Below are 11,750 nucleotides of genomic sequence, written 5' to 3'. Positions count from 1 at the left end.
CGCTGCGGGCGATCATCGCGGCCGCCAACCACTTCGAGGCCAGCGCTGCGGTGTGATACCGAGTCGGTCGCCGACAGTCACTTGTCGCGTCGGCCGGTGAAATCGGCAAGCGCGTCGGCATTGGCCTGCCCACCCATCAGCTCGGCGAAGTAAGCGTTCTCTCTTGCGCTGGCGGCCACGATGTCGGGTCGGATCGGGTCGACGATCGTGCGCTTCACCGCCATGAGGCTCGAAACTGGGCGCGAGGCAAGAATTTCGGCGTGCCGCCGAGCCTCGCGCTGCAGATCCGCCGGTTCGCACACTTTCCAGACCAGGCCCATCCGCAGCGCCTCGTCGGCGCCGATCCACTCGGAGGACATCAACAGCCACGCCGCGTTCTGCCGGCCCACCAGCTGTGGCAGCAGGTAGGACGACGCCGCTTCCGGCGCCACACCCAGGCTGGTGAACGGGCATTTCAGGCGGGCCGTGGACGACATGAAAGCCAAGTCGGCGTACCCGAGGATCGTGGTTCCGATGCCGACGCCGATACCGTTCACCGCGCAGATCAGCGGCTTGGGTAACTCACTCAACGCCTCGATCAGCGCGGTGAACGCCGATTGCCGTCCGGCCAGCTGCGGATCGGTGACGCGGGCATGCATCTCTTTGAGGTCGGCGCCGGCACTGAACGCGCGGCCGGCGCCGGTCAGCAGCACCACGGCCACAGCCGGATCCTCGGCTGCTGCGGTCAACGCCGCAGCGGTGGCCTCGTACATCGCCTCGTTGAACGCGTTGAGCGCCTCCGCCCGATTGAGCGTGAGGGTGCGGACCTTTTTGTCGTCGTTGATCAGCAGCGTCATCGGCAGCAGACTAGCCGTTGCTGTAGACACGGGTCGGTTCGATCAACACCACGGTTCGCCCCTCGGCGGCCATCACCCGGTCGAACTCGTCCCAGTCGTCGTGGACGCCGCCGGCCGCGGAGTACACGTCGCGGATCAGCAGCCGCAACTGCTCGCTGTCTGCCAGCCAAGGCCGGTTGTCGTCCGGGCCGGCCAACTCGGCGCGGCCCTCGACGGTCGCCCACCGCCACCCGTCGCGGAACGTCACCGCCAGCTGGGGTCGCGCCCGCAGGTTGGCGAGTTTGACCTTGCCGTAGGTGACGAAGCCCAGCGCGGGCCGGCCGGTGGCGGGGTGCGTGAGCAGCCCGACGTTGACGAGCGAAGCTTGTACGGTTGCGTCGCCGCGAACCGTGGAGACGATCGCCAGACCGTTTTCGGCTTCGGCCAGCGCCGCCGCCTGCTCAAGTGTGGTCATTTGCGGCTCCTATGCGTTAAACGGCGTTTTCAGCGGATAGCGGCTGGTCGGCACGGTGTCGATGTTTTCATTTGCTCCGAAAGCCGACGTGCTGGCGACCATCCGGCCTATCCGGTTCTGCAGGTCGGCGTCGTCGGTGGCGCCGAAAAAGGCCGTCAAATCAGTGATCGCCTCAGCGGGGAAGAGCTCTTCGACGATTCCGGCGATGGCAGGGGCGTCCGGCGTCAGTGTTCGCACCACCCAGTTCTGGGTGTAGCCGAACGTGGCCTGGGTCTCGATCGCCACCGGCGTGTGGTCGCGCTGCCAACGACTAAGCCAGCTGTCTCGGTCCAGGCCGGCGGGTCGGCGCAGCAACGCGATGTTGGCCAGACCCGCTGTGCGCGAACCCACTTGGTCCGGGGCGGGCAGCGGGACCGACTCGGTGACCAGGTAAGCCGCGACCGATTCCGCCTCGGCCGCCAGCAGCTCGAGCGCGGTGGTGACCTGATCGCCGTAGCACTGCTGGGTCCACAAGCTGACCATAGCCGCGACCGGCGGGTCCAGAGTCGTCAGCGTCATCAGCGAATGCCGCACTGCGCCGTCGCGGACATTGACCGTCAGGCCGGCAACCCCGAGCCGCAGGATGGCGTCGGCGACCGGGCCGCGCTGACGGGCGCACCAGTCGTCGTCGCGCTCGGATGCCCGCAGCACGGCGATTACCTTTTCCATCGAGGGAGAACCTTGCCTGCTAGCCGGGATCGGATTGCTCGCGCGCCCACCGCGGCAGGATGAACACTCCTTCGGCCTCGACGGTGACACCTTGCTCGTCAGCCAGGTATCCCGCTGCAAACGTTTTGACGCCTTCGACCAGGGTGGTCGTGGCCTCGGCGTGCAGGCGGCCCAGCCGGGTGGCCCGGAGGTAGCGGAGGATGATCGTCCCGGTGAGACGCGGATTGACTCCGTCACTGGCCGCTTCTCCCAGTAGGTGATCGAGGATCAGTGCGGCTACTCCCCCGTGCACGTGACCGGGCGGCCCTTCGTAGGCCGCGCCGAGATCGAAATCGCACCACGTTCCGCCCGACGCGTCGCGGTTGACGACCAACGGCGGTGCGATCGGGTTACGGAGGCCGACCACAGCGTTTCCCCACGCCATGCGCTCGCCGCTGTCGAGGTAGCGGACGCCGAATGTGCCGTCCAACTGGCTGCTGCGCAGCCGGGCCGTCGCCGAATCGATGCCCGCTTTGGCCGCCGCGACGGCCGCCTCGTCGACGTCGGTGCGCACAGTGGCGTCGATCAGCTCCCGGACGGACTGGGTCAGTGGTTCGTAAATCGCTCGCAGTCGCTCGACATCCTCGGCGGTGACGTTCGCATACGTGAACTCGAGCATGATTGAAACTAGAACATGTTCTCGCTGTCGGCACGACGGGGTGCCCGACGGCCTTCAGACCGGCCGGACCTCGTGCTCAGCGCTGATCAGTTCCCCGATGACGGCGGCGAGCTGACGGTAGGGCCCCTCCCGACCGCTGGAGGAACGGAATACCAGCCCGATCCGGCGACCGGGACGAGGCGCGGCGAATTCAGCGAGCCCGAGCCGGCTGCGCGCTGCTTCCACCGGCACCGCGCTCTGTGGAATCAACGTCACCCCAAGGCCGCCGGTGACGCACTGCACCGCCGTGGCCAGCGATGCCGCCCGGGTGTTGGCCAGTTCGGCACGCACCCCGGCGGCCCGGCACACATCGAGTGCCTGATCGCGCAGGCAGTGCCCCTCATCGAGGAGCAGCAGCGGCAGCTGAGCCAACGCGGCCGGCGACACCCGCCGTTTGCCCGACAGCGGGTGACCGGCCGGCAAGGCGAGCACGAAATCCTCGTCGTACATAGGGACCTCGGTGAGCCCGCTGGCCTCGGCGGGTAACGCGATCAGCGCAGCGTCGAGTGCTCCTTCCCGCAGGCCCAACAGCAACCGCTCGGTCTGGTCTTCGGTCACATACAGCGTCAGGCTGGGCAGCCGACGCGACACCCCGGACAGCACCGCCGGCAGCACGTACGGCGCCACGGTCGGGATCAACCCCAGCCGCACGGTGCCCTGCAGCGGGTCGGACGCCCCGGCTGCGACGGCGGTGAAAACCCCCAACGCCTCGATCACAGTCTGGGCGTACGGCAACAGCTGCCGCCCCTCCGTCGTCAGAAAAACCCGTCGTGTCGAACGCTCGATCAGGTTGACGCCGAGCCCGGTCTCGAGCGCCGCCAGCGCCTGCGAGAGCGTGGATTGACTGACCCCGAGAGTGGTTGCGGCAGTGCCGAAATGCTGCTTTTCGGCGACCGCCACGAATGCGCGCAGGCCGGCAACGGTCGGTTGATAACACTTATCGGGCATGCCTATGAGTATAGTGGGAAAAATCACCTTTAACTCATAGTAGTTTTTCGGCAGACTCGAGGAACATGCGAATCACCCATAATTGCGATCTTGATCAAGGAGTGACATGGCCCTGTTGACCATTGGCGACCAGTTCCCCGCCTACCAGCTGACCGCGCTGATCGGTGGCGACCTGTCGAAGGTCGACGCCGAGCAACCCGAGGACTACTTCACCACTGTCACCAACGACGATTACCCGGGCAAGTGGCGAGTGATCTTTTTCTGGCCCAAAGACTTCACCTTCGTCTGCCCGACGGAGATCGCGGCGTTCGGCAAGCTGAACGACGAGTTCGAAGACCGCGACACCAAGGTGCTGGGCGTCTCGGTGGACAGCGAGTTCGTGCACTTCCAGTGGCGGGCCCAGCACGAGGACCTCAAGACCCTGCCGTTCCCGATGCTATCCGACATCAAGCGCGGCCTCGTCCAGGCCACCGGCGCGCTCAACTCCGACGGCGTCGCCGACCGGGTGACGTTCATCGTCGATCCCAACAACGAGGTCCAGTTCGTCTCGGTGACCGCGGGTTCGGTGGGCCGCAACGTCGACGAGGTGCTGCGGGTGCTCGACGCACTGCAGTCCGACGAGCTGTGTGCCTGCAACTGGCGCAAGGGTGACCCGACGCTGGACGCCGCTGACCTGCTCAAGGCGTCCTGATGAGCGTCGACGACCTCAAGTCCGCGCTGCCCGAGTACGCCAAGGACCTCAAGCTCAACCTCGGCTCCATCACGCGCAGCACGGTCCTCAGCGAGGAGCAGCTGTGGGGCACGTTGCTGGCGAGCGCCGCGGCCACCCGTAATACCCAGGTGCTGGCCGACATCGGCGCCGACGCGGCCGACAACCTCTCCGCTGAGGCCTACCAGGCGGCGCTGGGTGCCGCGGCCATCATGGGGATGAACAACGTGTTCTACCGCGGCCGCGGATTCCTGGACGGCAAGTACGACGACCTGCGAGCGGGTTTGCGGATGAACATCATCGGCAATCCTGGAGTGGACAAAGCCAACTTCGAGCTGTGGTCGTTCGCAGTGTCGTCGATCAACGGTTGTTCGCACTGCGTCGCCGCTCACGAGCACACGCTGCGCGAGGCCGGCGTCGAACGTGAGGCGATCCTGGAAGCGCTGAAGGTGGCAGCCATCGTTTCCGGTGTCGCACAGGCGGTTACCGCCGCTCAGGCGCTGGCCGCGGTCAGTTAGGTGGTCCTTCACCCTGTGGCGAGCGTGCGCGTTAGTACATTGAACGCGGCGCGTCGGTGCACAGACACGCACGCTCGCGGTGAGAGGTAACGGTGCCTGGCTGGACCGAGCATGTGATCTGGTGGCAGGTCTATCCGCTCGGCTTCGTCGGCGCTTACCCTGCCGAACAGCCGCCCACTGCTGACGAACACCGGCTGCGGCGAATACCGGAATGGTTCGACCACGCGATCACGCTGGGGGCTTCGGGCATCGCGCTGGGACCTGTGTTCGCCGCACGCACCCACGGCTACGACACCACCGATCACTACCGGATCGACGCACGGCTCGGTGACGACGAGGACTTCGACTACCTCGTCACCGAGGCGCACCGGCGCGGCTTGCGCGTCCTGCTGGACGGAGTGTTCAACCACGTGGGGCCTGAATTCCCGCGTTACCAAGAGGCTGTGCAGAACGGTGAGCCGGGAGGTTGGTTTCATGGACGCCCGGGGCGTTTCCACACCTTCGAAGGCCACGGCGATCTCATCACGCTGAATCACAACAACCCCGAAGTCACCGAGTACGTTGTCGACGTCATGTCGCACTGGCTGAGCCGCGGCGCAGACGGTTGGCGACTGGACGCGGCTTACGCAGTGCCCCAGTCTTTTTGGGCGGCAGTGCTGCCCAAGGTCCGCGAGAAGCATCCGGACACGTGGTTCGTCGGCGAGCTCATCCACGGTGACTATGCAGCAGTGGTGGGCGAAGCCGGTTTCGACTCGGCGACGCAGTACGAGCTGTGGAAGGCCATCTGGAGCAGCCTCAACGACGGCAACTTCTTCGAGTTGGACTGGGCGTTGCAGCGCCACAACAGCTTTCTGCCCAAGTTCGCACCGCTGACCTTCGTCGGCAATCACGACGTGACCCGCATCGCGAGCCAGCTGGAGAATCGTCGGCACGTCGCGCACGCGGTGGTGCTGCTCATGACGGTCGGCGGAGTCCCCAGTGTCTACGCCGGTGATGAGTTCGGTGCCCGCGGGGTCAAAGAAGAGCGGTTCGGCGGCGACGACGAGGTGCGACCGGAGTTCGGCTCTCCGCCGTTCCAATTGGATCCGCAGGGCGCACAAACGTGGGAATTGCACCAGTATCTGATCGGGTTGCGCCGCCGCCATTCGTGGCTGCATCGAGCGACGACGACGGCCCTGCGGCTGAACAACCGGCAGTACGTCTACCAGACCTGCGCCGGTGACGACGCACTGATCGTCGCACTGAACATCGACGCCACGCCGTTGCGTGTGCGGCTGGCCGATGTGGCTGCCGGCTCCGCCGAGGTGATCGCCGGAAGCGCCGCGCCGGCACAAGAAGTCGTCGACAAGCTGGAGGTCGAACCGCACGGGTGGCGCATTCTGCGGCCCGTCTAAGCTAGGACAGTCGCGCCACCGTCAGCAGGTCTTCTTCGCCGCCGTAATACTTCTCGAGCACCGCCACGAAGTCGTCGCTGTCAGATGTCGCACGGGCGAACAGCGTCATCGATGAACGCACCTTCATATCGTCGGGCGAGCCGAAGATCTGCGTGATCGAGCGGTCCTGCACCCCAGTCACCAGTTGGGCGCATTCATGCAACCGTGGTCCAAGCACGGCGTGGGCAAGATACGCCCGTGCTTCGTCGAGCGAAGAGATGGCGTAGCGGGCCGCCGTCGGGCTGCTGCCCAGGCCGGCGATCTGCGGGAACACGAACCAAATCCAGTGACTTCGTTTCCTGCCGTCGCGCAGCTCATCGAGGACAGTGTGGTAGACCCGAGCCTGCGCGTCGACGAAACGCTGCAGGTCGAACGGATCGTTCAGAGAGCTCATGTCACTACCGTGGCACAACGGCTGCGTTGTCGAAGGAGGTGAGGTGTCGATGCCGGTGCAACGGCGGCCGCCGAAGATCCGCGATCTCGCGCCGCTGATCCAGTTTCGCAAACCTCGCCTGAACCGCACCCGACGTCGGCTGGAGGCCGCGTTGACCATCGACGACCTCAGGCGCATCGCCAAGCGACGAACGCCGAAGGCCGCCTTCGACTACACCGACGGCGCCGCTGAGGACGAGATCTCGCTTGGCCGCGCGCGGCAGGCGTTCCGCGACATCGAGTTTCACCCGACGATTCTTCGCGACGTCACGACGGTGCGCACCGGCTGGGACGTTCTTGGGCAACCGGTCAGCTGGCCGTTCGCCATCGCGCCGACGGGGTTCACCCGGTTGATGCATACCGAAGGCGAGGTCGCCGGCGCACGTGCCGCGGCAGCAGCCGGCATCCCATTCGCGTTGTCAACTCTGGGCACCGCTTCGATTGAAGACGTGGTGGCCGCTGCTCCGCAGGGCCGCAAGTGGTTTCAGCTGTACATGTGGCGTGATCGGGAGCGGTCGATGGCGTTGGCGCGCCGCGCGGCAGACGCCGGGTTCGACACGCTGCTGGTCACCGTGGACGTCCCGGTCGCGGGCGCACGCCTTCGCGACGCTCGCAACGGCATGTCGATTCCGCCGGCGCTGACGTTGCGCACCGTGCTCGACGCGCTGCGTCGCCCGAGCTGGTGGTTCGATCTACTGACGACCGAGCCGCTGTCCTTCGCGTCGCTCGACCGCTGGCCCGGCACCGTCGGCGAATATCTGGACGCCATGTTCGACCCCAGCCTCACCTTCGCCGACCTGAGGTGGATCAAGGCGCAGTGGCCGGGCAAGTTGGTCGTCAAAGGAATACAGACCCTCGACGACGCCCGGGCTGTGGTCGATCTCGGCGTCGATGGGATTGTGCTGTCCAACCATGGCGGCCGGCAATTGGATCGGGCGCCGGTGCCCTTCCACCTCTTGCCGTCCGTCGCCCGTGAGGTCGGCAACGACATCGAAATCCTGTTGGACACCGGCATCATGTCCGGCGCTGACGTCGTCGCCGCCGTCGCGCTGGGCGCACGGTGCACGCTGGTCGGACGGGCGTACCTGTACGGACTGATGGCTGGCGGAGAGGCCGGCGTCCGTCGCGCCATCGAATTACTGTCCGTTCAAATGAGCCGCACTATGCGGCTGCTCGGGGTCAGTTGCCTCGAAGAGTTGTCACCCAGACACGTCACGCAGCTGCGCCGGCTGGCACCCGGCCCACCGCCGGCGTAACGCTGGTGACAATGGGTTTGGGTTGGACGGTGTGATTCGGGTGGTGTCAGCTGGCGGCATGTGTCGCCTTTGGGCGAGCCGGTAGCTGTCGGTGCAGGTTTCGATGACCGCGCCTCCGAAGGTCAGTCGGTCCACGATCCGGCACCGCTCGTCGCGGTGCCGCTGTCAGCTGAGCGGAGGTCATCGCCGGGACGCCGTTGATTTCGGCGTGCGCTTGTGAGTTGGTCGGCGGCTTGGTTGTCGCCGGTCAGCAGCACTGGAGGTGTGGTACACCTAGCCGTCGCGGGGCGTGGACCACGGCAGGGTTCGAAGCCCGCGGCGGCTGCCGTCACTGGCAGTCGCTATGACGGGCGGCGTGCCCAATCGCTGTCGCAAGGGGATGCTCGCCAGGCCGAAGTAGGCTTTCCGCCGCGGCCGGGAACCAGCAGGGCGTGCCCTGTGAAATTCAGGTCGTGGCAGCGGATTCGGCGAGGTCGCGGGTTCCATGCCTAGGGCCAGTGTGGCCGGTTTCTCGAATGCGCTCCGGTGATGGTGCCTATTTGTTCGATCCCGACTGCGGGTTTGGCCAGAACGCCGTGGCGGCCAGCATTAGCGATCTAGGCTGGTCGTCGAGCACTTGCATAATCAACCACCAACTTCCTCAAAAGGATGCGGAAGGTGGAAATCTTCTATGAAGTTGTCAAGGCGCCGCGGGTCGATAGGCGTGGTGGTCGCGCTGCATGGCCCAAAGGACGTCGAGGTCTCACCGCGGTGACGCGAGGATGCCTAAGCGTGAGTTTCCCCGCCGATTATCTTCCGGTCGTAGTTGGTACGCGGGACCGCGCCGATGCGTACGGCGATTTCTGCGGGCGGGTAGTAGGCGTCTATCGTAGGCCGGCGGGAACCGCGGGTGCGTTTAAAGTCGCCGCTGACGCTCCCCCGGGGGTCGGGGGGCACCGGGACCAGCCCGGACATGTCGGCGAGACGATCGGCGGAGCAGGTGTCTTTGCCGCCGCTGGTGACGGCAATGACCTCGGCGCCGAGCACGACGCCGAAGCCGCGCATACTCAGGATGATTCGGCGTGGCTGTGACGACCAAATCGGTCCTCAATGATCGTCTCGGTCACGTCAATTACGGTATCGATGGCTATCACGTAGGCCAGGCAGGCGACCACGGCGGTGGCGAGGTTCTGGCCGGGGCCGGTGGTGTGCGAGGCGTTGGTGGCCTCGATCGCCGCGACAGCACCACATGCGTTGCTGGGCTTCCGTTTACGCTATCAGGCCGTGAGTCGGACAGCGCCGACGCAGTGCAGCCGTCGAGGCCTTGGCACGCGTCGATCAGCTCGAGCAGCGCCGTCTCGTCGGTGGGCACACGTTGCCCCAGCAGTCGGTGACGTTCGGTACCGGTGACCAGGCAAAGGTGGATCGGACTTTCCGGAATCAACGTCGGCCCACAATTGCCGCGGCCGTCGGCCGTAATTGGCCCCCGGGATGCTGGGTATGGGCGACACCTCCAAGAAAGGTAAGGAACAGACGTGGGCATTTTCCATTCACCGTCCAAACATCACCGCACAGTCTCTCTGGATGTGTGCGTAATAGGTGCCGGTGCGTCCGGGCTCGTCGTGATGAAAGAGTTGCTTGACGAAGGGCATGTTGTTAGTTGCTACGAGAAAGCCGATCGGCAAGGCGGTCTGTTCCGCTACAGTCCGAGTAATGGTGGCGTTTACGATTCGACCTTATTGACGATCTCGAATAATTTTATGGCGTTCTCATCATTTCCGCCACGCGATTACCAAACCCCGCGCTACTGGCGGCATGCCGAATACTTAGATTATCTTCGCCTATTTGCGGAGAAATTCCATCTACCTGACCGGATAAACTTCAACTCTGAGGTTGTTTCCGTCCGGAAAGAAAACCAAAAGGTTCTGGTCGAGATTCAGACTTCGACTGAAGGTCTAATCGAACGCAGTTACGATGCTGTTGCTATTTGTGTTGGCGCTCACCAATTGCCCAGCATTCCGGCGTTTCCTGGTCGCGATAGGTTCAAGGGAAGCATTGAACACACCTATAATTACAAGAATTCAGAGCCATATCATGGCAAGGACGTTTTGTGCATCGGAGCGGGCGAAACGGCGGCCGATGTCGTCCATGAAATTGCTGCAGTCGCGAACTCATGTGCGTTGTCCTTGCGGCACTATCCCTCGATCGTACTCCGGTATCCGTTCAACAGATCATTTCCCAATGATTCCTACACTTCGCGGATCCTCCACACTAATCCTCGGCGATATATCACTAAAATCTACCTTCAGCTGGCGAGGCGCGATCTCAATAATCCGCAGACCGACCCTGTGTCGCGAGTGGTTGCCGAATGGATGTTACATGAGAAAGACTTTTTTAGTCAGTTCTTAACAAAAAATGAAGTATTCTTAGAAGATGTCGTATCCGGCAAAGTTCCGGTCAATGTTTCCGGAATAAAAGAAATTACCGCAACCGGCGCCGTCTTCAATGATGGTACTCGAGTTACTGCGGACACAATCATCTGCAACACTGGTTACGTTGATGATTTCTCGTTTGTCAAAAACGTAGACATCCGTCATGCTCGTCAACTATATAGGCATATGTTCCATCCGGACTTGGGGGCGTCAGTAGCATTTATAGGATGGGCCCGACCAGCGGAGGGTGGGGTCCCGGCGTGCTCAGAGATGCAGAGCCGCTACTTCGCACTGTTGTGCAGCAACAAGCGAACCCTTCCGCCTAGGGAGACTTTAGAGGAGTTGATCCGGCGGGAAAATGGCGCCGAGGAGGCAGAGTTTGCTTATCCCCAGTCGGTGAAAACGCTGGTTCTGTATTTGGCATACATGGACGCCCTTGCTGATCTGATCGGTTGCAAACCGAATCCTCTGCGCCTCCTCACTCGTCCTTTCTTGCTGTATAAGTATTGGTGCGCCTCTCTTCTCAATAGTCAGTACCGGCTACGGGGCCCGCATGCCGATCCGGAATCTGCGGAGCGAGTGATACGAAACCTGGCTGTGCCGTGGGATATCAGCCAATTATTTGTACTTGCAATAATTGACGTCTACTCCGTACTGATGAAGGGTGTTTCAGCGCTCCTTGGGAAACGACAGAACATTTATTACAGTTAAATTGATTTTTACAGGTTATTTTCTGGAGGGCGTGCTACGCGCTGTGTCGCTCTCGACGACCCCAGGGCATACTGAAGCGCCTTTCAATATCTGCTTGGACTTGTGTGCCCAATCCGAGGATAAATCGCCCGTGCGAGTACGCCTGTAAGTGCCATCCGAGGCTGGCAACTGTCATCGGGTTGCCGGCGAATGCGACCGCAATGCATGTCCCGGAGTCGCGACGTATTCTCTGCAGCCAACAGAAGCGGCAGAAAAGGGGTCACTGTTGATCTCCGTTCGACCAGCATGCATCGTAGCCTTGCCGCTCCAGAGCGCTAGCTACGCTTGGAGTATCTGCGAGTTGAAGGGGACTAAACCGTCGATTTTAAGCTCAAACTTGAAAGGGGTTAAATCGCTCGGCTTGTCGAAGTCCGCAACCGTCGATTGAAATGGCCGATCAGTTCTGGCACCACCAGTGGGATGGTGCAGCGGGCCAGATTTAGTTGAATCGCCCGTAAGATATTCAACTAGTTTCGATAAAGTCGGGTTTTCGAAAAGTTTAGTCTGGGAAAATGTCTGACCGATTACCGCAGGTATTATATGAGGGTACTCGAGGCCACGCAACGAATCAAGTCCCAAATCTTCGAGCGCTACGTCG

Annotated in this window: 13 protein-coding genes and 1 pseudogene; 5 read left to right on the top strand and 9 right to left on the bottom strand. The window is 63.0% G+C overall.

Annotated features, from left to right (window positions below; genetic code table 11):
• Positions 1-77: 77 nt before the first annotated feature.
• The 5 genes from WA317_RS22160 to WA317_RS22140 are packed head-to-tail and all read right to left on the bottom strand — an operon-like array spanning position 78 to position 3,643.
• Positions 78-836, bottom strand: a complete 759-nt coding sequence (locus tag WA317_RS22160; protein WP_425175076.1) for an enoyl-CoA hydratase/isomerase family protein — start codon at positions 834-836, stop codon at positions 78-80.
• A gap of 10 nt (positions 837-846) precedes the next feature.
• A complete protein-coding gene (locus tag WA317_RS22155; protein ID WP_425175075.1) occupies positions 847-1,290 on the bottom strand; it encodes a TIGR03618 family F420-dependent PPOX class oxidoreductase in 444 nt (147 codons plus the stop codon).
• A 9-nt stretch (positions 1,291-1,299) separates the two neighbouring features.
• Positions 1,300-1,998 (bottom strand): EthD domain-containing protein, encoded by a 699-nt coding sequence (locus WA317_RS22150; protein WP_425175074.1) that lies wholly within the window; start codon positions 1,996-1,998, stop codon positions 1,300-1,302.
• Positions 1,999-2,017: 19 nt separating this feature from the next.
• A complete protein-coding gene (locus WA317_RS22145; RefSeq protein WP_425175073.1) occupies positions 2,018-2,656 on the bottom strand; it encodes a PaaI family thioesterase in 639 nt (212 codons plus the stop codon).
• A 54-nt stretch (positions 2,657-2,710) separates the two neighbouring features.
• Positions 2,711-3,643 carry a hydrogen peroxide-inducible genes activator gene (locus tag WA317_RS22140; RefSeq protein WP_425175072.1) on the bottom strand — a complete coding sequence of 311 codons (933 nt, stop codon included), beginning with the start codon at positions 3,641-3,643 and terminating at the stop codon, positions 2,711-2,713.
• 106 nt (positions 3,644-3,749) lie between these two features.
• On the opposite strand from WA317_RS22140, the gene WA317_RS22135 reads away from it, so the two are divergent.
• From WA317_RS22135 to WA317_RS22125, 3 genes are all read left to right on the top strand, one after another.
• Entirely contained in the window at positions 3,750-4,334 is a 585-nt protein-coding gene (locus WA317_RS22135; protein ID WP_425175071.1) for a peroxiredoxin, read from the top strand.
• Complete coding sequence (locus WA317_RS22130) at positions 4,334-4,870, top strand: alkyl hydroperoxide reductase (protein ID WP_425175070.1); 537 nt, start codon at positions 4,334-4,336, stop codon at positions 4,868-4,870. Before WA317_RS22135 ends, WA317_RS22130 begins: the two co-directional genes overlap by 1 nt.
• 92 nt (positions 4,871-4,962) lie before the next feature.
• Positions 4,963-6,264 (top strand): alpha-amylase family protein, encoded by a 1,302-nt coding sequence (locus tag WA317_RS22125; RefSeq protein ID WP_425175069.1) that lies wholly within the window; start codon positions 4,963-4,965, stop codon positions 6,262-6,264.
• Position 6,265: 1 nt separating this feature from the next.
• On the opposite strand, the gene WA317_RS22120 is transcribed toward WA317_RS22125, so the two are convergent.
• Entirely contained in the window at positions 6,266-6,697 is a 432-nt protein-coding gene (locus WA317_RS22120) for a DUF1810 domain-containing protein (RefSeq protein ID WP_425175068.1), read from the bottom strand.
• A gap of 49 nt (positions 6,698-6,746) precedes the next feature.
• On the opposite strand from WA317_RS22120, the gene WA317_RS22115 reads away from it, so the two are divergent.
• A complete protein-coding gene (locus WA317_RS22115) occupies positions 6,747-7,991 on the top strand; it encodes an alpha-hydroxy acid oxidase (RefSeq protein ID WP_425175067.1) in 1,245 nt (414 codons plus the stop codon).
• Between the two features lie 765 nt (positions 7,992-8,756).
• Here the strand turns inward: WA317_RS22115 and WA317_RS22110 are convergent.
• Positions 8,757-9,035 (bottom strand): hypothetical protein, encoded by a 279-nt coding sequence (locus WA317_RS22110; RefSeq protein WP_425175066.1) that lies wholly within the window; start codon positions 9,033-9,035, stop codon positions 8,757-8,759.
• 470 nt (positions 9,036-9,505) lie between these two features.
• On the opposite strand from WA317_RS22110, the gene WA317_RS22105 reads away from it, so the two are divergent.
• Positions 9,506-11,113: an NAD(P)-binding domain-containing protein gene (locus WA317_RS22105; protein WP_425175065.1), complete on the top strand. Its 1,608-nt coding sequence runs from the start codon at positions 9,506-9,508 to the stop codon at positions 11,111-11,113.
• Positions 11,114-11,168: 55 nt separating this feature from the next.
• Here WA317_RS22105 and WA317_RS22100 read toward each other — a convergent pair.
• Both WA317_RS22100 and WA317_RS22095 read right to left on the bottom strand, forming a co-directional pair.
• A pseudogene (locus WA317_RS22100) lies at positions 11,169-11,423 on the bottom strand (LLM class flavin-dependent oxidoreductase); the annotation flags it as partial.
• Between the two features lie 8 nt (positions 11,424-11,431).
• Positions 11,432-11,750, bottom strand: a 319-nt coding sequence (locus WA317_RS22095) for an acyl carrier protein (protein WP_425175064.1), incomplete at its 5' end; no start/stop codon positions are given.

The organism is Mycobacterium sp. (assembly GCF_049802695.1).
Taxonomy (GTDB): Bacteria; Actinomycetota; Actinomycetes; order Mycobacteriales; family Mycobacteriaceae; genus Mycobacterium.
The sequence above is the reverse complement of the archived record's forward strand: the minus strand, read 5'-3'. Positions and strand labels throughout refer to the sequence as shown.